This is a genomic window from Sedimenticola selenatireducens, from assembly GCF_963675335.2.
GTDB classification, from domain to species: Bacteria; Pseudomonadota; Gammaproteobacteria; order Chromatiales; family Chromatiaceae; genus Sedimenticola; species Sedimenticola selenatireducens.
On sequence record NZ_CAXXYC010000004.1, the window covers coordinates 597,448 to 619,286 of the forward strand.

19 protein-coding genes are annotated in these 21,839 nt (G+C 58.0%); 13 read left to right on the forward strand and 6 right to left on the reverse strand.

The window, feature by feature from the left end; all coding sequences use genetic code 11:
• Nucleotides 1-149 precede the first annotated feature (149 nt).
• Nucleotides 150-812 (forward strand): ribonuclease T, encoded by a 663-nt coding sequence (gene rnt, locus ACHZBF_RS13945; RefSeq protein ID WP_321528779.1) that lies wholly within the window; start codon nt 150-152, stop codon nt 810-812.
• Nucleotides 813-1,049: 237 nt separating this feature from the next.
• Here rnt and grxD read toward each other — a convergent pair whose 3' ends face one another.
• The 3 genes from grxD to ACHZBF_RS13960 all read right to left on the reverse strand — a co-directional run bounded on the left by grxD (nt 1,050) and on the right by ACHZBF_RS13960 (nt 3,768).
• Nucleotides 1,050-1,367, reverse strand: a complete 318-nt coding sequence (gene grxD / locus ACHZBF_RS13950; protein WP_029132076.1) for a Grx4 family monothiol glutaredoxin — start codon at nt 1,365-1,367, stop codon at nt 1,050-1,052.
• A 119-nt stretch (nt 1,368-1,486) separates the two neighbouring features.
• Nucleotides 1,487-1,936 (reverse strand): CopD family protein, encoded by a 450-nt coding sequence (locus ACHZBF_RS13955; RefSeq protein ID WP_273438188.1) that lies wholly within the window; start codon nt 1,934-1,936, stop codon nt 1,487-1,489.
• A gap of 50 nt (nt 1,937-1,986) precedes the next feature.
• Nucleotides 1,987-3,768, reverse strand: coding sequence for an N-acetylglutaminylglutamine amidotransferase (locus ACHZBF_RS13960; protein ID WP_321528780.1), 1,782 nt, complete (start codon nt 3,766-3,768; stop codon nt 1,987-1,989).
• Nucleotides 3,769-4,010: 242 nt separating this feature from the next.
• On the opposite strand from ACHZBF_RS13960, the gene ACHZBF_RS13965 reads away from it, so the two are divergent.
• Together ACHZBF_RS13965 and ACHZBF_RS13970 are read left to right on the forward strand one after the other, a co-directional pair.
• On the forward strand, nt 4,011-4,589 hold the full coding sequence (locus ACHZBF_RS13965) for a superoxide dismutase (RefSeq protein ID WP_029132073.1): 579 nt from the start codon (nt 4,011-4,013) through the stop codon (nt 4,587-4,589).
• A gap of 149 nt (nt 4,590-4,738) precedes the next feature.
• Nucleotides 4,739-5,191 carry an Hsp20/alpha crystallin family protein gene (locus tag ACHZBF_RS13970; protein WP_029132072.1) on the forward strand — a complete coding sequence of 151 codons (453 nt, stop codon included), beginning with the start codon at nt 4,739-4,741 and terminating at the stop codon, nt 5,189-5,191.
• Nucleotides 5,192-5,326: 135 nt separating this feature from the next.
• On the opposite strand, the gene rsmI is transcribed toward ACHZBF_RS13970, so the two are convergent.
• Nucleotides 5,327-6,166: a 16S rRNA (cytidine(1402)-2'-O)-methyltransferase gene (rsmI, locus tag ACHZBF_RS13975; protein WP_321529390.1), complete on the reverse strand. Its 840-nt coding sequence runs from the start codon at nt 6,164-6,166 to the stop codon at nt 5,327-5,329.
• A gap of 62 nt (nt 6,167-6,228) precedes the next feature.
• Here rsmI and ACHZBF_RS13980 point away from each other — a divergent pair, with 62 nt between their 5' ends.
• The 8 genes from ACHZBF_RS13980 to nhaD (ACHZBF_RS14015) all read left to right on the forward strand — a co-directional run bounded on the left by ACHZBF_RS13980 (nt 6,229) and on the right by nhaD (ACHZBF_RS14015) (nt 15,003).
• Nucleotides 6,229-8,223 (forward strand): penicillin-binding protein activator, encoded by a 1,995-nt coding sequence (locus ACHZBF_RS13980; protein WP_084609691.1) that lies wholly within the window; start codon nt 6,229-6,231, stop codon nt 8,221-8,223.
• A 13-nt stretch (nt 8,224-8,236) separates the two neighbouring features.
• Nucleotides 8,237-8,590 (forward strand): YraN family protein, encoded by a 354-nt coding sequence (locus ACHZBF_RS13985; RefSeq protein WP_029132070.1) that lies wholly within the window; start codon nt 8,237-8,239, stop codon nt 8,588-8,590.
• A gap of 19 nt (nt 8,591-8,609) precedes the next feature.
• Entirely contained in the window at nt 8,610-9,197 is a 588-nt protein-coding gene (locus ACHZBF_RS13990) for a phosphoheptose isomerase (RefSeq protein WP_029132069.1), read from the forward strand.
• A 19-nt stretch (nt 9,198-9,216) separates the two neighbouring features.
• Nucleotides 9,217-9,798 carry a BON domain-containing protein gene (locus ACHZBF_RS13995; protein WP_051301762.1) on the forward strand — a complete coding sequence of 194 codons (582 nt, stop codon included), beginning with the start codon at nt 9,217-9,219 and terminating at the stop codon, nt 9,796-9,798.
• A complete protein-coding gene (locus ACHZBF_RS14000) occupies nt 9,785-11,203 on the forward strand; it encodes an FAD-binding oxidoreductase (RefSeq protein ID WP_037374568.1) in 1,419 nt (472 codons plus the stop codon). The genes ACHZBF_RS13995 and ACHZBF_RS14000 overlap by 14 nt, the downstream gene beginning before the upstream one ends.
• Nucleotides 11,200-11,844, forward strand: a complete 645-nt coding sequence (locus ACHZBF_RS14005) for a DUF3047 domain-containing protein (protein ID WP_084609687.1) — start codon at nt 11,200-11,202, stop codon at nt 11,842-11,844. The genes ACHZBF_RS14000 and ACHZBF_RS14005 overlap by 4 nt, the downstream gene beginning before the upstream one ends.
• A 164-nt stretch (nt 11,845-12,008) precedes the next feature.
• Entirely contained in the window at nt 12,009-13,457 is a 1,449-nt protein-coding gene (nhaD, locus tag ACHZBF_RS14010) for a sodium:proton antiporter NhaD (protein WP_029132065.1), read from the forward strand.
• Nucleotides 13,458-13,551: 94 nt separating this feature from the next.
• Entirely contained in the window at nt 13,552-15,003 is a 1,452-nt protein-coding gene (nhaD, locus tag ACHZBF_RS14015) for a sodium:proton antiporter NhaD (protein ID WP_029132064.1), read from the forward strand.
• Nucleotides 15,004-15,133: 130 nt separating this feature from the next.
• Here the strand turns inward: nhaD (ACHZBF_RS14015) and ACHZBF_RS14020 are convergent, their stop codons facing one another.
• On the reverse strand, nt 15,134-17,113 hold the full coding sequence (locus tag ACHZBF_RS14020; RefSeq protein ID WP_037374566.1) for an SLC13 family permease: 1,980 nt from the start codon (nt 17,111-17,113) through the stop codon (nt 15,134-15,136).
• Between the two features lie 355 nt (nt 17,114-17,468).
• Here ACHZBF_RS14020 and ACHZBF_RS14025 point away from each other — a divergent pair, with 355 nt between their 5' ends.
• Nucleotides 17,469-19,142 carry a SulP family inorganic anion transporter gene (locus ACHZBF_RS14025; protein ID WP_029132062.1) on the forward strand — a complete coding sequence of 558 codons (1,674 nt, stop codon included), beginning with the start codon at nt 17,469-17,471 and terminating at the stop codon, nt 19,140-19,142.
• Nucleotides 19,143-19,336: 194 nt separating this feature from the next.
• Nucleotides 19,337-20,227, forward strand: a complete 891-nt coding sequence (locus tag ACHZBF_RS14030) for a phosphoribulokinase (RefSeq protein WP_029132061.1) — start codon at nt 19,337-19,339, stop codon at nt 20,225-20,227.
• A gap of 95 nt (nt 20,228-20,322) precedes the next feature.
• Here the strand turns inward: ACHZBF_RS14030 and ACHZBF_RS14035 are convergent, their stop codons facing one another.
• A complete protein-coding gene (locus tag ACHZBF_RS14035) occupies nt 20,323-21,717 on the reverse strand; it encodes a YdgA family protein (protein ID WP_029132060.1) in 1,395 nt (464 codons plus the stop codon).
• Nucleotides 21,718-21,839: the final 122 nt, after the last annotated feature.

Genomic DNA, 21,839 nt, shown 5'->3' on the forward strand with positions numbered 1-21,839 from the left:
TCAGGATAGGCGCTCGGAGCAACTGATGCCGAGGATTTTCCTTAACACCACCATTCCGAATAAAACCCGCCGGGATATGGGCCGCCATTTTCGCGATCACTGGATGTTCTGATCGAAAACCGGGGCCGATTCCTTTATCCTGTGCCGCTATGACCGACTACCCATTCAATCCGGCCATCGCACAACGCTTTCGTGGTTTTCTTCCCGTGGTTGTTGATGTGGAGACCGCCGGCTTCAACGCCGAGACAGACGCCTTGCTGGAGATCGCCGCCGTCATCCTGGTCATGGATGAAAGCGGCCGACTCCACACCACGCCTTGTCACGCCCGCCATGTCGCGCCCTTTCCCGGAGCCAACCTGGAACCCAAAGCGCTGGAATTCAACGGCATCGACCCTGATCATCCGTTTCGCAATGCGCTGCCGGAACAGCAGGCACTGAACGAGATCTTTACGCCGATTCGCAAGGCTGTTAAGGCCAGCGGCTGCAATCGTGCGATCCTGGTCGGCCACAACGCCTTTTTCGACCTGGGTTTTCTGAATGCGGCGGTGGCACGCGCCGGCATCAAACGCAACCCGTTCCACCCCTTCAGCACCTTTGACACGGTGTCACTCTCGGGATTGGCCTTCGGTCAGACCGTGCTCGCAAAAGCCGCCATGGCAGCCGGTCTGGAGTGGGATAATACTCAGGCCCATTCGGCCATATATGATACCGAGAAGACTGCAGAGCTGTTCTGCCGGATAGTCAATCAGTGGCAACAGCAGGCCACCGAGTATCCTTGGCTGCAGGAGGGCAAAACGATCATTCCGGGATAGATCCCCTCCCCGTTCCCAGGAATCCTCACTATCGCTCCATCCCCGGATAAATACGCTCCCGCACATCCCTCGGCTCTGGCTTCCTCGACAGCCAGTTCCCGACGCTGTCTACCACCGCCCTCCCTGGCGGTGTGCTTCGCTCTACCTCCTCCATCCCTGGATAAAAAACCGGCTGCGCAGTACTGCGCGCCGGTTTTTCTGGCTTCGGGGCGGAGCCTTTTTTTCGGCCATCGGCGTTTACTTGCCGGCGGCCTCTGCTGTCATTTTCTGCAGCTCGCCAGTCTGGTGCAGTTCCAGGGTAATGTCGCACCCGCCCACCAGTTCACCCTTGATATAGAGTTGCGGAAAAGTCGGCCAATCGGCATAACGGGGAAGATTCTCAAAAATCTCCGGGTCCGACAGCACATTGACGTAAGCGAACTCTACGCCGCAATCCTGCAGTGCCGCCGCGGCGCGGGATGAGAACCCACACTGGGGGAACTGCGGAGTCCCCTTCATATAAAGCACTATCGGGTTGTTCTCAACCTGCTCTTTGATTCGCTCCAAAACGTCCATCATTCACCTCTATGTTAAACTCACTCTGGGCGGCATATTGGGTCACCCATGGTTAATTTCAAGACCGGCACCCACCCCCCGGCAGTGCGCGGCATGTTCCAATTATCCGACCCGACGGATCAAAATGGCTTGGCAGTACCAATGATCGTAGTGGCCAATCCAAGCACCAGATTAATACCGATCATCCGGCGAATAATCACCAGCTGCGCACCTGCCCCGGGGAGGTCTCCATCCCGCAAGGCTCGCCCCATCTGTTTGTACGGCAGGAAGTAGATATAACAGAACACCGCCACCATAATCAGGGCAATGGCGTGCATGATGTGCACATGGATGCCGGCCTGAGTGCCCAGTATCCCAAGCAAAATACCATATCCGCTGGCCAGTATCAGAACGATGGCAACCCAGACCCAAGGGAAGAAACGATCCAGAGTACGCTTCATCAGGGGTAGCCGCTGCGGTGGTTCCAGCACCTCGATAGCCGCCGGCCGCAGCGCCATGTGGGCAAAAAACATACCGCCAACCCAGACCACCACGCCCAGCAGATGTAACGTTAAAATGGCTGAAAACATAACCTGTATCCCTCAATCCTTGGTGAAATATTAATCAATTACCGCCTGGACTACCGGCCGTCCACATTGCGCTGCAACCAGTATTCGAGCAGCGCAAGGTGCCAGAGCTTACTCCCGACCAGCCGGGTGTGGTGCATCTCCGGTGCGGAGAGCAACAAATCTACATAGGCACGCGAGTAGAGACCTCGCTGTCGACAGGCAGCTGATTCCAGAATATCCCGCATAAAGTGGAGAAAGTCACCCCGGACATACTTTAGCGCCGGCATGGGGAAGTAGCCTTTTGGCCGGTCAATCACCGAATCGGGCAAGATCCCTCTGGCCATCGCCTTCAACGGGTATTTCCCCCCCTCGCGCAGCTTCAGCTCAGGCGGACATTGCGCCGCCAGCTCCACCAGCTGTTGATCGAGAAACGGTACCCGCGCCTCCAGACCCCAGGCCATGGTCATATTATCGACCCGCTTGACCGGGTCATCCACGATCAGGGTAGTGACATCCATGCGCAGCACCGCATCCATGAAGCTGTCCGCCCCCGGTTCACCGAGCAACTCGGCGACATGCTGACTGGTGTAATCATCACCCCGGTATTCGGCCGTGACCATGCGCAGATACTCCTCATGATCCCGGTCGAAATAGTGACGGGCAAACCGTTCAACCGGCGATCCCTGTTGCTCGGCCATCATGCGCGAGTACCAGAAGTATCCGCCAAACACCTCATCGGCACCCTGACCGGACTGGACCACCTTGATCTGTTTTGAAACCTGTTCCGACAGCAGGTAAAAGGCCACCGCATCCTGGCCGAACATCGGTTCTGCCATCGCATCCACCGCCTCGGGCAGACGCTTCAGCACCTCCTCGTTCGGTATCAGGTACTTGTGATGGGTAGTTCCGTAGCGTTCCACCACCTGGTCGGAATATTCAAACTCACTCCCCTTCTCATCCGGATGATCCTCAAACCCCACCGAAAAGGTACGCAAATCCGAGACCCCCGACTCCGCCAGCAGTGCCACCAGCAGACTGGAATCAAGCCCGCCCGACAGCAGCACACCCACCGGGACGTCGGATATGTTATTGCGCTTATGCACCGCCAGGCGTAGCGCATCATGAATGGACTCCAGCCACTCGCCGTCACTGCGCGGCCGGGCCGGGCGGGTGGCGGAGAGTTGCCAGTAACGACGTTCCGTGCGCTTACCATCGGCGTCAAGCAGCAGTGAATGGCCCGGCGCCAGCTTGCGCACGCCCTGAAGGATCGTCCGTGGCGCGGGCACCACCGCGTGCAGGGTAAACTGATTATGCAGGGCGACAGCATCCAGGGAAGTATCCACCCCGCCACTCGCCAGCAGCGCCTGGACATTCGATGCGAACCGGAACTGACTATCGCTGTGGCTGTAGTAAAAAGGCTTGATCCCCATCCGGTCCCGCGCCATGAACAGCTGTTTTTTGCCCTGATCCCAGATGGCAAAGGCAAACATCCCCTGCAACTGCTCGACACAGCGATCACCCCAGGCGTGCCACGCCTTGAGTATGACCTCACTGTCGCCATCCGAATAGAAGTGATAACCCTTCTGCTTCAGTGTCTCTCGCAGCGCCGGATAGTTGTAGATCGTGCCGTTGAATACCAGCGCCAGACCCAACTCCTGATCCACCATGGGCTGATTGGCCCGCTCGGAGAGATCGATAATGGCCAGACGCCGATGTCCGAAGGCCAGCGGACCATCACTGTAGCTCCCCTCATGATCAGGCCCACGCCGGTCCAGCCGGGCCGTCATTCTGGAAATCGCCCCCAGATCAGGCCGCCCACCATCAAGACGCAACTCACCACATATTCCACACATTAACTGTTTCCTGTCCTGTCATGCTGTCGAGAAATATACGGGGATCTGACGAACCCCGTCCCCTGACGCCTGTTTGCTACACCATTATAACCTTGCCCTTGGGGCATCCACACACTATAGCTATGCTTAATCAAGGGATGGCCTTGAATCAAAATTAAGGCTGGTATTACAATACCAAGTAAAATACTATGTTATTACAATTTTAATTTTCAATCACCAAACCCAATTAAGGAAGATATACCATGGCACATGAACTCCCACCCTTACCCTACGCACAGGACGCACTGGAGCCGGTGCTCTCAAAAGAGACCCTGGAATACCATTACGGCAAGCATCATCAGACCTATGTGACCAATCTGAACAATCTGGTAAAGGGTAGCGATTTTGAAAATGCATCTCTCGAAGAGATCATCATGAAAGCCTCCGGCGGACTGTTCAATAACGCCGCCCAGATCTGGAATCACACCTTTTACTGGAACTGCCTCTGTCCGGGCGGAGCCGCTCCCGGGAGTGAACTGGCGGCTGCCATCAACAGCGCTTTCGGTTCCATGGATGAGTTCAAAAAGCAGTTTTCGGCCTCCGCCGCAGGCAATTTCGGTTCCGGCTGGACCTGGCTGGTCAAGAACAGCGCCGGTGGTCTGGAAATCGTCAATACCTCGAACGCGGCCAACCCGATGACGGACGGCAAGACACCACTTCTTACCATCGATGTATGGGAGCACGCCTACTACATCGACTACCGTAATGCCCGGCCCAAATACCTGGAGTCGATCTGGGGCATCGTGAACTGGGAGTATGTCTCGGCCAATTTTGCCGGCTGAACCACCTTGCAAGCCCTGCCCGCCTCCCCCATCCAGGGGGAGGCACTACGCCTGTAAAACACGGTGGAAACCACCCACTCACCCTCTTGAATCCGGCTGATTTCACCCTATATTGATAGTGGGAATAGCTCAATCACAGGAGGTATCAAATGGCACGCATGACATCTGATCCCTGGCAGCTGATGAGGCTGTGGCAGGATGAACTGAACCGTAGTCCGCGCAATCCCCTCGCGCAGAGTGACGATTCCAGTGTGGTAGGTGGCGACTGGACTCCCGCCATCGACATCAAGGAAGAAGAGGATCGTTACGTGCTGCATGCCGATATTCCCGGCGTAGAACCGGAAAAAATCGAGCTCACCATGGAAGACGGCATGCTGACAATTAAAGGCGAGAAACGGCACGAGGTGACGGAGAACAAGGAGGGGTACAAGCGGGTCGAACGCTCTTATGGCAGTTTCTACCGGCGCTTCAGCCTGCCGGACAACACCGATCCCGAGCTGATCAAGGCAAGCGGCAAGGACGGCGTGCTGGAAGTAATTATCCCGAAGGTGGAGGCAAAACGCTCGAAAAAGATAGACATCCAGCCGAAACGCAGTAGCTAATTAATATGCCGCCCCGCCAAGCCGGGGCGGTATTTTTATCCAGGGATGGATTTATAACGCGAAGCACAGGGATGTGCGGGAGCGTATTTATCCAGGGATGGATTTATAACGCGGAGAAGGATATGCAGGGCCTGTTTATCCCTCCTGTAGCTCCAGAGCTTTTTGATAGAGCCGGTTTTTCTTTATTCCGGTAATTTTTGCCGCCAGCGTGGCGGCTTGTTTGGTCGGCATCTCTTCCAGAAGAATCTCCAGAATACGTTGTGTCTCGGGATCGATAGCCTCCGCATCCCGGACCGCACCGGCCACCAGCACCACAAACTCCCCTTTCTGCTGATTCAGATCCCGGGACACCAGCTCAACCAGTGAACCCAGGCACTGAGAGAGGATCGTCTCATGCAGCTTGGTGAGTTCACGGGCGATCACCGCGGGACGGTCCTCTCCAAACACCGCCGCCATATCAGCCAGGGAATCGAGGATCCGGTGGCTCGACTCATAGAAGATCAGGGTCATCCCCTCATCCTTGAGGCGCCTGAACTGTTCACGTCTGGCCGGCCCGCTTCTGGCCGGAAAACCCTCAAACAGAAACCGGTCGGTCGGCAGACCGGCCGCCGAAAGGGCGCAGATCAGTGCGCTGGGACCGGGGACCGGGATCACCCGAACGCCCGCCTGTTGGCAGGCGCGCACCAGCGGAAAGCCGGGATCACTGATAAGGGGGGTGCCGGCATCGGATATCAGCGCAATCGTGTCACCGGCCGTCAATTGATCAACCAGCCGTGCAACCAGCTTCTGCTCATTGTGTTCATGCAGTGCCAGTAGCGGGGTGGTGATCGCCAGCATCTGCAACAGCGGCCGACTGTGACGGGTATCCTCGACGGCGATCAGGTCAACCGCGGATAATACTTGCTTCGCCCGTTCTGTGATGTCGCCACGATTGCCTATTGGCATGGCAACTATATACAGGCACCCCTTATCCATTGACACGGCACACTCCAAAAAAAGATACTGTCTTGCTCAATCCTGCCTGCCTGAAAGCGACCATGCAACAAAGACATACTAAATTTCTCCTTGCGCTGTTAATCCTGCTGACTGTAATCGGGTGCGTTCCTTCGCCGGGGGTCAGGGGTACCGATAGCAAAACCGACCAGCTCATGGAGCAGGCGAATACTCTGGAGCAGGTGGGAGAGCATGCCGCGGCGGCTGCATTGTTTGAGCAGCTGGCCCTGCAGGCCCGTCCTCCCGCCGATCAGGCGTTGCTGTTAAGGGCCGCCGAGAATTACTTCCAGGCGCAGGACGGTGAACGCGCCGCCGCGCTGCTGGCCAGAATCAACACCCAGGCCCTGCCGGCCCTGGATTTCCAGAAACGCCTGCTGGTGGCGGAGCTGGCGCTCAATAGAAACCGGCCGGATGAAGCGATGGCCCTGCTGAGCGAAGGCGTACCGGAAGGGACCGACACTCCGCTACGGCAGCGCTTCCATGCCGATCGGGCCGAAGGGTTCCGGTTGTCCGGCAACCTGCTGGAGAGCGCCCGGGAACTGGGCGAGCTGGACCTGTTGCTGGAGGATACGGACAAACGACTGGAAAACCAATTGTTGATTATCCAGACCCTGACCGCCCTGACCGACACCGCGCTCGACCTGCTACAACCCAACCCGCCAGGTATTCAGGGTGGCTGGATGGCCCTGGCAAGAATCATTAAAGGCCACACCGGCGATACCAACCAGATTCAGGAACAGCTGAAGAGCTGGAGAGAACGGTTTCCCAGCCATCCGACCATTCCCGGCCTGCTTGATGGCTATTTCCAAAAACTGGAGAGCCAGTACCAGCGCCCCAACCACCTTGCCATCCTGCTCCCGAAATCGGGGCCCTACGCCAATGCCGCCAAGGCATTGCGGGACGGTTTCATGGCGGCCTACTATCAGCAGCCGCCTGAGAGTCGACCCCAGCTGGTTTTCTATGACAGCAGTGACAGCGCTGATACCTGGCCGCTCTACCGACAGGCAGTGGACTCGGGCGCGGACATGGTGATCGGCCCTCTGAACAAGGAGGGAGTCGCGCAACTGGCCCGGGCCGGCGAACTCGAAGTCCCGGTACTGGCCCTCAACCAGGTACCTCCGGAAACCACACCACCGGTCAGACTTTATCAGTTCGGCCTGGCCCCGGAAGACGAAGCGCGGCAAATAGCCGAACGCGCCTGGCTTGACGGCCACACCCGGGCCATCATTTTCACTCCGCAGGACGATTGGGGTGACCGGATATTGCAGGCATTCCGCGATCGCTGGGAGCGCCTGGGCGGCATCCTGAGCGAGCAACAGCGCTATGACGCCAAAGAGAACGACTTCTCTGGCGCAATCCAGGCGCTGCTGAATCTGGACGAGAGCCAAGCCCGGCGCAGCCGGCTGCAGAAGCTGTTCGGCCAGCAACTGGAGTTTGAACCCCGCCGCAGAGAGGATGCCGACTTCATTCTCCTGGCAGCAAACCCTCTCAAGGCGCGACAGATCAGGCCCCAGTTCCAGTTCCATCATGCCGCCGATATACCGATCTACGCGACCTCCAGCATCTATACCGGCGTACCGACCCCGACTGAAGACCAGGACCTGGAGGGTATCAAATTCCCGGACATCCCCTGGCTATTGCTAAACGAAGGCGACAACCCGTTGGCACGGGATAACCTGGCCCGCCTCCTGCCTGACAGCCAGGGTACCTATCGCCGTCTCTACGCCATGGGCATCGACAGCTTCCGTCTGTTGCCGCATCTCGGGCGATTGCAGTCTTCCCCTCGGGAATCCATCGAAGGCAAGACCGGCAACCTTTACCTTGACAGTATCCGTCAGATCCATCGCCAACTGGTCTGGGCCGAAATGTACAAAGGCGTCCCCAAGGCGATCGGTTATGCTCCCCGCATGATGAGCATGACAGATGAGATGGAGAGCCTCCCTGCCGCCCCCGCCCCCGCACCTTCGGAATCCGAAACTCCGGGAGCCCGCGGTATCATACCGGAGGCCGGCGCCGCCACCATCAAGCCGGCAGAATAGACGGGTGACACTTATTTTCCAGGGTCGGAAAAAAGGGCATGACGCCGAGACACGTGCGCAGCACTATCTGGAGCAGCAGGGGTTGTGTACCCTGCAACGCAACTATCTCTGCCGTGCGGGTGAGATTGATATCATCATGCTGCAGCGGGATACCGTAGTGTTCGTCGAAGTACGCTACCGCAGACAGAACCGCTTCGGTTCTGCAGCCGAGAGTGTGACCCGTACCAAACAACAGAAGATCATCCGCGCCGCCAGTCACTGGCTGAGCCGTGAGAACCGGCACAACGCCCCTTGTCGTTTTGACGTAGTGACCCTCACCGGTGAGGGTGAGGCGCAGATCGAGTGGATCACCGATGCCTTTCAATAGGCCCTGGGAACTTGTCTAGATGAACCTGATCGAACATATCAACGAGACCTTTCATCAGAGCGTGCAGCTGCAGATGGAGTCTCTTCCCGTAGTCGCCGAACCCGTTGCCAGAAGTGCCGAACTGATTGTCCGGCGGTTGCTCGAAGGGGGGAAAATTCTCACTTGCGGTAATGGGGGAAGTGCCGGCAACGCCCAGCACTTCTCCTCCATAATGCTCAACCGGCTTGACCGCGAAAGACCCGGACTGCCGGCGATTGCGCTGACCACCGATTCTTCGACACTGACCGCAATAGCCAATGATTATGACTACGACGAAATTTTCGCCAAGCAGATCCGTACCCTGGGACACCCGGGCGACCTGTTGCTGGCCATCACCACCAGCGGCAACTCGGAGAATGTCAATGCGGCCATTGCAGCGGCCCACGAGCGGAAGATGCTGGTGATTGCCCTCAACGGGCGCGACGGCGGGCGACTCTCGGGACTGCTGCAGGAGGGGGACGAGGAGATCTGCATCCCGGCCGAATCGACGGCCCGCGTACTCGAAACCCACCTCCTGATCATCCACTGCCTGTGTGATCTGATAGATAAACAACTCCTTGGTAACTAAGGGAATAATGGAGAACCTCATGAAAAGAATACTCGCGCTGTTTGTCATCTCAAGCCTCTCCCTGCCGCTGCTGCAGGGTTGCGCCACGGCCGTGGTCGGTGGTGCAGCCACCGGCGCCTCGGTGATTCACGACCGACGCTCGGCCGGCACCATACTGGATGACAAGACCATTACCGTGAAGATCATGAACGAATTACTTAATAACCCGGAACTGCGGGAACACAGCAGCATGAGCGCCACCAGTTACAACCAGGTGGTGCTGCTCACCGGACAGGCGGAAAACGCCGACTATCGCGCCCAGTTCGAGCGCATCGCAGCCGGCACGCCGATGGTAAAGCGCACAGTCAACGAGGTGCAGATCGGGCCCAATGCCACACTTACCGAACAGAGCAAGGACAGCTGGATCACCTCAAAGGCGAAGATCGAACTGTTCAATATCAAACTGCCGCAGTTCGATCCGACCCGGGTCAAGGTGATCACCGAGAAGGGCGTGGTCTATCTGATGGGCATGGTGACCCCCGAAGAGGCGACCGCCGTGGTGGATAAAATCCGTTATCTGAGTGGCGTCACCAAGGTGGTCAAGGTCTTTGAGTACATCTGAGGAGCATACTGCAAAACCGATTAGCGAAGCGGTACGACAAGAGCTGATTGCGATTGTCGGTAGCGTGGCGGTATTGACCGACCCCGGGGATTGCTGGCCTTACGGCTACGACAACAGTCGCCGTCAGGCCCTGCCCCAGGCGGTGGTGTTCGCCACCACCCATGAGCAGGTACGTGACATAGTGGCTCTTTGCAACCGGCAGCGGATCCCATTGATTGCCCGAGGCAAAGGAACCGGCACCACCGGCGCCACGGTACCGGACCGGGGTGGCATCATCCTGGCCCTGGAGCGAATGGACCGGATTCTGGAGATCGATCCGGCCAACCGGATCGCCCGGGTTGAACCCGGTGTGACCAATCAGGCACTGCAACAGGCACTGCAGCCACACGGCTTCTTCTGGCCGCCAGATCCCACCAGCGCAGCAATCTGCACCATTGGCGGTAATCTGGCCTACAATTCAGCCGGGCCGCGAGCGGTTAAATACAACACCCCACGGGAGAACACTCTGGGGTTGCGCGCGGTCACCGGTGCCGGTGAGGAGATCAGGACCGGCGTCATCACCACCAAGGGAGTGGTGGGTTATGACCTCACGCGCCTGCTGATCGGCTCGGAAGGAACCCTGGCCATTATCACCGAGGCGGTACTGAAACTGACGCCCCTGCCGGAGGCCAAGACCACATTTCAGGCTACCTACCGGGACATGCACGCTGCCGCCCGGGCGGTTTCGGCCATCATGGCCCAGCCGATCACCCCCTGCGCCCTGGAATTCATGGACGGTGCCTCCATCGACATGGTGCGCAGCTACTCCGACCTCGATCTGCCGGACAGTGTCGGCGCCCTGCTGATGATCGAGGTGGACGGACCGGAGCATGGCCTGGCCGAGTCACTGCAGGCGGTGATCGAGGCCGCAAGGGTCGAGGGGGTGATCGATATCGAGGTGGCCCACAGTCAACAGGAGATCGAGCGGCTCTGGCGAACCCGCAAGGCACTGTCACCCACGCTGCGCAATATCGCCCCGAAAAAGATCAACGAAGACGTGGTGGTGCCGGTTTCACGAATTCCCGATCTGATCAGCGGGCTTGAACAGCTGTCACGCAGTTACGATATCCAGATCGTCAACTTCGGCCACGCCGGCAACGGCAACATCCATGTCAATCTGCTGACCGACCCGGATGATCCGGAAAAGATGGCGCGCGCCCACGAATGCCTGGGGCAGACCTTTGATCTGGTGCTGCAGCTCGGCGGAACGCTCTCCGGTGAGCATGGTGTGGGGCTGGAAAAACGGGACTTTATTGATCGGGAAATTGACTCCGCAACGCTGCGCCTGATGCACGCTATCCGACACCAGTTCGACCCCCTGGACATCCTCAATCCCGGCAAGACCCTGCCGGAGATGGATGCATGATGCTGAAACCGACCCTGGCCGCACTGCTACTGACCTGCAGCATCTCCGCCTTGGCCATGGAGAGTCAGGTCAACATCTCCGACATAGCCGCTGAGGGCCTGAAGGGCTGGCAGGAACACGACTTCAAAGGCAAGACCCAATACCGGGTGATTAATCTCAATGGCACACCGATGATCAGTGCCCATAGCGATGGTACCGCTTCCGGTCTGTATAAAGAGATCCGGGTGGATCTGCAGGAGACACCCTACCTCAACTGGCAGTGGCAGATAGAGCAACCGTTGAGTGGCCTGAATGAGCAGAGCAAAGCCGGCGATGACTACAGTGCCCGGGTCTACGTGATTATGCGCAGTGGCCTGCTTCCGTGGCGGACCCGGGCCTTGAACTATGTCTGGTCCAGCGGCCAGCCGGCGGGGTCGGACTGGCCCAATGCCTATACCGACCGGGCACGCATGATTGCCGTCCGCTCCGCCACCGACCGCCCAGGCCGACTGTACAGCGAGCGCCGCAATATCCAGGAAGACTTCCAGCGTTACTTCGACACCCGAGTGCGCTATATCGACGTCATCGCCATCATGACCGACACCGACAACTCGGGCCGGCAGGCTCACGCCTATTATGGCGACATCTACTTCTCCAAATAACCAGCCGCCCCTCGCAAAGAGAAACATATTCACACCTCGGCCTCCACACCCCGCACCTAAAATGGTATAAAGTCGCACCAATTTATCCAGCGGCCATTTCCGTCATCCGGTCCGGCCCCATGCTTACAACCTGTAGTCCGGCATCTGAATCGAGGAGCAATTGCGTGACTTACGTCCTTAAAACCCTGTTTTTCCTGTTGCTGGCCCTTCCCGGCGCGGCCCTGGCGGCGGCAACCGGCGACAACAACCTGGATCTGACCAGTCACTGGGTGGGGTATACGGCCATTGCCATCTTTGCCGTAGCCTATCTGCTGGTGATGGCCGAAGAGTTTACCCATCTGCGGAAATCCAAGCCGGTCATCCTGGCAGCCGGCCTGATCTGGTCGATCATCGCCTGGTACTACGCCAGCCATGGCTTTACCCATGAAGCCGAGGCCGCGGTACGCCACAACCTGCTGGAATACGCCGAATTGATGCTGTTCCTGCTGGTAGCGATGACCTATATCAACGCCATGGATGAGCGCAACGTGTTCGAGGCACTGCGCTCCTGGCTGGTGGCCAGGGGCTTCGGTTTCCGGCAGCTGTTCTGGATCACCGGGGTACTCGCCTTCTTCATCTCGCCGGTTGCCGACAATCTGACTACCGCCTTGCTGATGTGTGCGGTGGTGCTGGCGGTAGGCGGCAGCAACAGCAAGTTCATCCTGCTGGCCTGTATCAACATCGTGGTCGCCGCCAATGCCGGCGGCGCCTTCAGCCCGTTCGGTGATATCACCACCCTGATGGTGTGGCAGAAAGGGGTACAGACCCCCCAGGGGGTGGTTGCTTTCGGCAGCTTCTTCGCCCTGTTTATTCCGTCCCTGGTCAACTGGCTGGTGCCGGCGGCCATCATGCATTTTGCCGTACCCAATGAACAACCCAGCGGCGGTGGAAAACCGGTGGCCATGAAGCGGGGCGCCCGACGCATTATCGTGCTGTTCCTGCTGACCATTGTCACCGCCGTCAGTTTCCACAATTTTCTGCACATGCCACCGGTCATCGGCATGCTGACAGGCCTGGCCTACCTGCAGTTCTTCGGCTTCTACCTGAAGAAGACCTATCATCGTGAACGGAACACCAGCAACGGCGAGGCCGCCACCGAACTGGAACACGATGGCCAGATGGGTGACCTGGTCGCCTTCGACGTGTTCAGCAAGGTGGCGCGCGCGGAGTGGGATACCCTGCTCTTTTTCTATGGCGTGGTGCTGTGCGTGGGCGGCCTGGGCTTCATCGGTTACCTGTCGTTGACCTCGGAACTGATGTATATCCAGTTGGGTGCCACCACCGCCAATGTGATCGTCGGTATTCTCTCCGCCATTGTCGACAACATCCCGGTGATGTTCGCCGTACTCACCATGCTGCCTGACATGTCCATGGGACAGTGGCTGCTGGTCACCCTCACCGCCGGTGTCGGTGGTTCGCTGCTCTCCATCGGTTCCGCCGCCGGGGTGGCGCTGATGGGTCAGGCGCGTGGCCGCTACACCTTCTTCGGTCACCTGAAGTGGGCGCCGGTGATCGCCCTGGGCTACGCCGCCAGCATCTATACCCATCTCTGGATCAACTCAGCCATTTTCTGATTCCGGGTAACCACCGGCAGGCACTACTGCCGGTGGTTCGGACTGCATGGTTTCCGTTATCATGGGCGCTGGTTCATTGACACCAAGCGACAACATGCAGATCACCCGAACAACACTCAAGCTGATCTTTCTCTTGCTGCTGTTCAACAGTGGTGTCGCCATGGCGGCCGACGTGGACCGGCTCCTGCCGACGATGACAGCGCACTGGAGCGGCTATTTCGCCCTGGCGGCTTTCGCCCTCGCCATCCTCCTGGTGAGCTTCGAGGAGTACACCCACCTCAGAAAATCCAAACCGGTAATCATCGCCGCCGGCATTATATGGGCATTGATCGGCTGGTACGCGATGACTACCGGCACTACCGATCAGGCGGAACAGAGTGTGCGGCAAAGCCTGCTCCAGTATGCCGAGCTGATGCTGCTGATCCTGGTGGTGATGACCTACATTAATGCCCTGGGTGAGCGGCGTGTGTTCAAGACGCTGCGCGCCTGGCTGTGTAACAGGGGACTCAGCTATCGCGGACTGTTCTGGAGCAGCGGGATCACCACCTTTCTGCTGTCGCCGTTCCTCGACAACCTGGCCAGCGCGCTACTGGTTGGTGCCCTGATCCTGGTGATCGAGCCGGATAATCGGCGTTTCATCAGCCTGGGCTGCCTGAATGTGGTGATTGCCGCCAATGCCGGCGGCGCTTTCAGCCCGTTTGGCGACATCACTACCCTGATGGTCTGGCAACAGAATATCCAGAGCAGCAATGGCACCCTGGACTTCTGGAGCTTCTTTAACCTGTTCATTCCGTCACTCATCAATTTCCTGATACCGGCCTGCGCCATGCACCTGGCATTGCCGAAGGGAAGACCAGACCCTCACTGCGCACCGACCCGTATGCTGCGCGGGGCAAGACGTATTATCCTGCTGTTCATCTGCACCATCGCCACGGCAGTATTTTTCAGAGGTGTACTGCACCTGCCGGCCGTGATCGGCATGCTCACCGGCCTCTCCTACCTGCAGTTCTTTGGCTTCTACCTGAAAAAAACCCACCGGCTCCGGGAAGAGGGGGTGGAGGATGCCGAGCAACTGGCATCACCCATCCCGATCGACAGCAGAAATCCGTTTGATGTGTTCGTCCGGGTGGCCCGGGTGGAGTGGGACACCCTGCTGTTCATCTATGGCGTGGCACTGTCGGTCGGGGGACTCGGCTATATCGGTTACCTGGCCATCGCTTCCGATATCATGTACAGCCAGTGGGGCCCCACCTCCGCCAATATCGCGGTCGGTCTGGCGTCGGCGGTGCTGGAGAATATCCCGACCATGTACAGCGTGCTGACCATGATGCCGGAGATGTCGCGGGGCGAGTGGCTGTTGGCGACCCTGAGTGTCGGCACCGGCGGTTCCGTGCTGGCGATCGGTTCGGCCGCCGGCGTGGCGTTGATGGGGCAATCCAATGGCAAGTACACTTTCTTCAGCCACCTGAGATGGACGCCGGTGATCCTGTTCGCCTATGTTGCGAGCATCCTTACCCACCTGTGGCTGAACGCCCGCCTGTTCTGATCTGCACAGCCGCCACAAAACCGTAAATCGGGGTGACGAACGAACTCCAACAGCATGCGCACTCGCGTGAAACCCCGCCGGGGTTCACAAGCTCACCCCAACTACTAATTGAATGGGTAACCGGGGTAAATCAAAACAACAGGTTCATCATGCCGATCATCACTACCAGGAACAGCAGTGTCATCACGCCACCGGCTCGCATAAAGTCAGGCACCCGATAGCCGGCCGGCCCCATGATCAGTGCGTTTACCTGATGGGTCGGTATCAGGAAGGAGTTGGAGGTGGCAATGGCCACCGTCAGGGCAAACACCGCCGGGTCGGCACCCACACCAATGGCGATGTTCACCGCCAGGGGGACCAGCAGCACGGTCGCACCGACATTGGACATCACCAGGGTAAAGAAAGTGGCCAGTGCGGCGACCGCACTTTGAATCACCCAGACGGGCATTTCGCCAACCACTGAAATGGTCTGCTCGGCAATCCACTTGGCAGTGCCGCTGGTCTCCACCGCCAGTCCCAACGGAATCAGGCTGGCCAGCAGAAACACTGTCTTCCAGGAGACCGCCGAATAGGCCTCTTCAATCTTCAACACCCCCGAAAGCACCATGCCGATAGCTCCTGTCAGCAGTGCAATCGAGAGCCGGATATCGGTGAACAGCACCATGGAGAGGGCTATCACAAAAAACAGTCCGGCCCATCCCACTTTCTGCGGGCGGGTCTCTTCATGGGGATATTCCGTGGTGACCACCACGAAGTTGCGGTCCGATTCCAGGCGCACCAGGGAATCCCAGGTGGTATGCACAACCAGGGTATCGCCCGCCTTGAGCGGAAGATCACGAATATGGTCACCCTCATGCAGGGTTTCGCCGTTGCGATGCAGCGCCACCATGGCGACGCCGTAGGTCTTGCGCAGCCAGACATCTCGGGCGCTCTTGCCAATCAGTTGCGAGCCGGGGGGAATGACCAGTTCGGCGATACCCGCCTTGGTGGAGGCGAGGGATTCGGCAAACGACTTGAGGCCGTTACGCAGCCGCAGATCGAATTTCTCGACCAGGCCTGCCAGATGTTTGGGCGAGGCGAGCACACCCAGCACCATACCACCTTCAATGGCGAAATCGCGGGCCAGATCGCCTCGTCCGATACGAATTCGGCCATTCGCTCCCTTGGTGGCAATCACACGGACCCGGTATTCCGTCTCCACGTCATCCAGCATCATACCGACCAGCTCACTCTCCGGTGGTACCACCACTTCAAACAGGGCGTAGTCGATGTCATAGATGCGCTGAAAGTATTCCATAGAATTGGTGGCGGTCGTACCGCTGTCGCCACCCGCACCCGGCAGCACGAAGCGGCCTGCCAGCACAAAATAGATAATACCGGTAGCCACCAGGGCAACACCCACCGGGGTGACGGAAAAGAGTGACCAGACCTGCATCTGATGATCAGCCGGCAGGGCCTTGTTGGAGGTCAGAATCAGATCATTGAGCAGGATCAGTGGCGAGGAGCCGACCATGGTCACGGTTCCGCCAAGGATGGCACAAAACCCCATCGGCATCAGCAGTCGCGACATCGGCAGGCCGGAGCGAGCGGAGATACGACTCACCACCGGGAGAAACAGTGCGGCGGCACCCACGTTCTGCATGAAGGAGGAGATGAACGCCACGGTGCCCGAAATGATGGGGATGATCCGCTTCTCGGTACTGCCGCCGGCATCGAGAATAAACGCCGCCACCTTGCTCATCACGCCCGTCTTGTCCAGCCCAGCGCCGATAATCATCACCGCAATAATGGAGATCACGGCATTGCTGGAAAAGCCGTCAAACAGATGGGTGGTGGAGACCAGTCCTTCCGACAGCCCCATGATCGGTGCCAGCAGGCTGGTCAGGCCCAGTAACACCATGACGGTCAAGGCGGCCACATCCACACCGACCACTTCAAATGCAAACAGATAGATGGTCAACAACAGCAGGGCAGTGACCCAGGCAATCTGTATGCTCGGAACAACCGTTGCCATGCCGATGGCAAGCAGCGTAAAGACCACAGCCGCGACAATTTTTTTCACGTCCAGCGTGATCGATTCCTTCTTCTCCAGCGAGACCGCAGACTCCATCAACTGTTATACCCCGAAAATTAATATTATGATTATCGGCCACCCTGAATCCGGGGCAACGCGGCATAGTCCGAGCCCCAAAAGACCCGCCCCGAACTGTTCACCTGATATAGCCAGGCAGTCTGCATATACCTTATAAGATTGCCGGCCTGGCAGCCAGCCACACCCGGCAAATTGGGCACGGAAGTATATCAGTCCAGTCTTATATTTATCAAGAAAGCGCCCTGCGCCCCATCGGCCCGACGCCTATCAATGCTTTACTGTATCGTCAACAAATAATCACGCCAACCGACCCTTCCAGTCCAGTTGAAATATGTTAATCTCATTCGTTTACGACCCGATCCGGTAACGCTCCATGCCACTCGTCAACGGTTTTCATCTGCGTAATCTGCAAGGTGATATCTATGGCGGTCTGACGGCCGCGGTGGTCGCTTTGCCCCTCGCCCTGGCCATGGGCGTCTCCTCGGGAGCCGGCCCGATTGCCGGTATCTACGGCGCTATCTTCGTCGGCTTTTTTGCCGCGCTGTTCGGCGGCACGCCGGCACAGGTTTCCGGACCGACCGGCCCGATGACCGTGGTCATGGCAATGATATTCACCCAGTACACCGGCATGTTTCCGGACAATCCGGCGCACGGAGCTGCACTCGCTTTTGGCGTGGTGGTCCTGGGCGGGGTGTTCCAGATCATTTTCGGCCTGTTGCGCGTGGGAAAATTCATTGAACTGGTGCCGCACCCGGTGATTTCAGGTTTCATGAGCGGCATCGGCGTCATCATTATCCTGCTGCAGATCGGCCCCCTGGTGGGATTCGACAGCCCGGCCCGGCCGCTCCTGGCCATGCAGGCCATCCCGGATTTTCTCAGTAATATCCAGCCAGATGCGGCGACCCTCGGACTGTTAACCCTGATTGTTGTTTATACGGTTCCCGCATTTCTGCCACAACTCAACAAACTGATACCCGCTCCGTTGATTGCCCTGATCCTCGGCACCACGGCGGTATGGTTCCTGTTCCCCGGAAGCAGCGCACCGCTACTTGGTGAGATCCCTACCGGCATTCCCACACTGCAAATACCCGCCTTTGACCTGCTATTACTTCCCGGCATGATCAAGTCGGCCCTGACCCTGGCCGCTCTGGGCGCCATCGATTCACTGCTCACGTCACTGGTGGCGGACAATATTACCCGCGGCTACCACAAGTCTGACCGGGAGCTGATAGGCCAGGGCATAGGCAACACGGTGGCGGGCTTTTTCGGTGGTCTGCCGGGTGCCGGGGCCACTATGCGTACCGTGGTGAACATCAAGGCGGGCGGCAGGACTCCCATCTCCGGTGCCCTGCACTCCCTGATTCTGCTCGGCTGTATTCTGGGTGCCGGCGGTTTGGCCAGCCATATACCCAAAGCGGTACTGGCCGGCATCCTCATTAAGGTGGGCACTGACATTATCGACTGGGACTACTTCAAACGGCTGCGGCAGGTCCCCCTGTCCGGCATTGTCAAAATGCTGGTGGTGTTGCTGCTGACGGTATTTGTCGATCTGATGATTGCCGTTGCGACCGGCATGGTGATGGCCAGCATGCTGTTCATGAAGGAGATGGTGGATCTGCAGCTAAAAAGTATCAGCACCATTACCGATCCCGATCAGACCGAGACTCCCTTGTCCGATGAGGAGAAGCTAATCATCAAGGCGGCCAGGGGTGACATCCTGCTCTACCACCTGGCCGGCCCCATGAGTTTTGGCGCCGCCAAGGAGATGTCCCGACGGCTGGCCCAATTTGATCAGTATCGCGCCCTGGTGCTGGATCTCAGTGACGTGGCCAAGGTTGACTTCACCTCCAGCCGTGCCCTGGATGACATGATCTTCAATGCCCAGAGTACCGGTCGCCAGGTTTTTCTGGTGGGCGGCCGACCCCAAGTCTACGAGATGCTGCAGAAACAGGGAGTATTGGGCCGCCTGAATGAGGGGCACCAACACAACCGGCGCCTATCCGCCCTGCAGCATGCAGCCGCCAGTATCGGCATCCCCGCCGGCTGATGCCAGGTCTGTTACAGTGGCTGGTCAACACTCCATACCGGGGTCAGAAAAAATCACGGCTAGACTGATAAAAGCAAGCACACACATAACAATGGCTTATAGATAAGGAAAATTATTGTTACTTCTCCTCCCGCTTCACCACTGTCAGAATTGCCGGTAATCTGGAGAAGAAGTTATAAACTCAGGGGTTTAACATGTCCAAACAACATCCGATCGTTGCCGTTACCGGCTCATCCGGCGCAGGGACCTCCACTGTAAAGCGTGCCTTTGAGCACATTTTTTATCGTGACGGCGTGACTCCGGCCATTATCGAAGGCGACAGCTTCCACCGTTATGACCGAGTTGCGATGCGCGAGGCCGTTGCCGAGGCATCAAAACATGGAGAAAACCTGAGTCACTTCGGCCCTGACTCCAATCTGTTTGGCGAACTGGAGAAGCTGTTCAGGTCCTATGGTGATCACGGCAACGGCAAGAAACGCTACTACCTGCACAGCGAGGAAGAGGCGGCCGAGCACAATGCCCGCCTGGGCACCGCCCTGGAACCGGGCCAGTTCACCCCCTGGGAGGATATCCCGGGAGAAACCGATCTACTGTTTTACGAAGGCCTGCATGGCGGGGTGGTCACGGATGACGCCAACGTCGCCCAGTATGTCGACCTGCTGATCGGGGTCGTTCCCATTGTCAACCTGGAGTGGATTCAGAAGATTCACCGCGACAATGCCGAACGCGGCTATTCAGCCGAGGCCATTGTCGACACCATCCTGCGTCGCATGCCGGATTACATCAACTACATCACGCCGCAATTCTCGCGCACCGATATAAACTTCCAGCGCGTTTCCACCGTCGACACCTCAAACCCTTTCATTGCCCGGGACATTCCCAGTCCGGACGAAAGCTTTGTGGTCATCCGTTTCCGCGACCCCAAGAAATTCAAAGTCGACTTTCCTTACCTGCTCTCAATGCTGCATGACTCTTTCATGTCACGCCGCAACTCGATCGTGGTGCCCGGAGGGAAAATGGGGTTGGCTATGGAGATTATCCTGACTCCGATCATCGAACAAATGATGGATGAGAGAAACGGCTGAGAGGCCTGTGTTTCCGATCAAGCCCCGACAGAGGAATGGTAGCGAATTACAGGAGCGGCTTCGGCGGCGAAGCCGCTCCTATTTGACTGATCCGCTTACTGCGGCGGCTGCGGCAGGGGTATGGTCTTTCCGTTGACACTCAGCAGTCCGCCAGAGAGTGTCGCCTGGGTAGCAATCATATCGCCCTGCGCCAACAGAATCTCCTGACCGAGCAGCAGACTCAGTTGCCGATCGGCCAGTGTTGCCGCCATCTCCTTCAGCTGTTCGGTGTCAGGCATCTCACTTTCAGGCTCGATCAACCGGCGCTGCTCAAACTGCCGCAGCAGATCGGCCTCCACCTTCTGCTGCACCAGTAGCATGAACAACCGCTTCGGCATCTGTAGCGACGCGTCCGCAACCAGCTTATTGAGCACCGCCGGCGCATTGCCGATCTCTTTCAACTCCAGACCAACCGACTGAACCGAGAGCTTGCCCGTTATTAATCCATCCGGGGTCTGAATACTGAGCTTGTCAATGGTCACTACCGGATCACCCTTGAGCAGGGCCGGGGCATTGCCCATCAGCACACTCAACAGCGCCATCCCTTTCTTTTCATCCGACAGCTGCTGGGCATTGATCTCATCGATCGATTGCTGGACCTGCAGCAACGCCTTGGGTGACAGATTACCGACTCCCAGCTGAATATCCGCCGGACCGTATGCGGTTTCGTTCACCTCCAGCTCTTCAAGCCGGTAACGGACAGAGGCGCTGACCGCGGTCTCGCTGGCGTTACTCTCCGCGTCTATGCCCAGTTGACGTATTTCAAATCGGCTACCGGCCTCCTCATCCCGCAGGCCAATGCGGCCAATCTCGAACCGCCCCCCTCCCAGCATCAACCCGGAGATATCCCTGCGGGAGTGCGAGTCGAACTGCATCCCATCAATTTCCAGTAGCTGCCCACTCTGTTGTGCCAGCCGCAACGTCGGCAGGGTGAAACGGGCATCCACCTGTTCAAAGGCGGCATCAAAACGCATTTCGCCCTCGACCCCACTGAAGCGGATTGAAGGGCGCTGACCACTGGCCGGAATCTCACTGGCCGGGAGGTCAATCCGCGTACTGCCCTGACCATCTATTCCGATCAGTGTCCTGACCACCGCCTCATAATCCGCCGGCAGCAGTGATTCACCCTCCACCCTGATGTCACTCTGAATATCCGCCAGCCGGACTCCTTCGGTCGTTAACGGCCCATGCACAATGTGACTCACCAGAGAAAAATTCAGCGTTTCCGTCTTGCTGCGATCCGCCCCCGCAGGAATCCTGACCAGAAAACCGGTACGACTCTCGGCACCAAACCAGGCCCGCTGGTAATCCTGAGAGACCAACTCGACTCCTCCTTTCGCAAACTGCTGCATCAGTCCCTGATAGTACTTCTCCACCTGAAAGCCGATGATACCGGGAGCCGCCATCAGGACAGCACCCAACACCACGAACAGGGCGATAAAACGCTTCATAATCATCCTCTCTTTATTTTTATAATCCACACGGCTGGGAGATAACATCCCCTGCGCCACGGCAATACCGACTAGCTGGAACTATTCAGCTGGGCGCAAGGTCCTGATCAATTTGATACACC

Bases quoted from the DNA above. Each gene is read 5' to 3' on its own strand.
- ACHZBF_RS13955 (WP_273438188.1), bottom strand. From the start codon at position 1,936: ATGTTTTCAGCCATTTTAACGTTACATCTGCTGGGCGTGGTGGTCTGG.
- grxD (WP_029132076.1), bottom strand. From the start codon at position 1,367: ATGGACGTTTTGGAGCGAATCAAAGAGCAGGTTGAGAACAACCCGATA.
- ACHZBF_RS14030 (WP_029132061.1), top strand. From the start codon at position 19,337: ATGTCCAAACAACATCCGATCGTTGCCGTTACCGGCTCATCCGGCGCA.
- ACHZBF_RS14035 (WP_029132060.1), bottom strand. From the start codon at position 21,717: ATGAAGCGTTTTATCGCCCTGTTCGTGGTGTTGGGTGCTGTCCTGATG.
- ACHZBF_RS13995 (WP_051301762.1), top strand. From the start codon at position 9,217: ATGAAAAGAATACTCGCGCTGTTTGTCATCTCAAGCCTCTCCCTGCCG.
- ACHZBF_RS13980 (WP_084609691.1), top strand. From the start codon at position 6,229: ATGCAACAAAGACATACTAAATTTCTCCTTGCGCTGTTAATCCTGCTG.
- rsmI (WP_321529390.1), bottom strand. From the start codon at position 6,166: ATGGATAAGGGGTGCCTGTATATAGTTGCCATGCCAATAGGCAATCGT.
- ACHZBF_RS13970 (WP_029132072.1), top strand. From the start codon at position 4,739: ATGGCACGCATGACATCTGATCCCTGGCAGCTGATGAGGCTGTGGCAG.
- ACHZBF_RS14025 (WP_029132062.1), top strand. From the start codon at position 17,469: ATGCCACTCGTCAACGGTTTTCATCTGCGTAATCTGCAAGGTGATATC.
- ACHZBF_RS13990 (WP_029132069.1), top strand. From the start codon at position 8,610: ATGAACCTGATCGAACATATCAACGAGACCTTTCATCAGAGCGTGCAG.
- ACHZBF_RS14020 (WP_037374566.1), bottom strand. From the start codon at position 17,113: ATGGAGTCTGCGGTCTCGCTGGAGAAGAAGGAATCGATCACGCTGGAC.
- rnt (WP_321528779.1), top strand. From the start codon at position 150: ATGACCGACTACCCATTCAATCCGGCCATCGCACAACGCTTTCGTGGT.
- ACHZBF_RS14005 (WP_084609687.1), top strand. From the start codon at position 11,200: ATGATGCTGAAACCGACCCTGGCCGCACTGCTACTGACCTGCAGCATC.
- ACHZBF_RS13965 (WP_029132073.1), top strand. From the start codon at position 4,011: ATGGCACATGAACTCCCACCCTTACCCTACGCACAGGACGCACTGGAG.
- ACHZBF_RS13960 (WP_321528780.1), bottom strand. From the start codon at position 3,768: ATGTGTGGAATATGTGGTGAGTTGCGTCTTGATGGTGGGCGGCCTGAT.
- nhaD (WP_029132064.1), top strand. From the start codon at position 13,552: ATGCAGATCACCCGAACAACACTCAAGCTGATCTTTCTCTTGCTGCTG.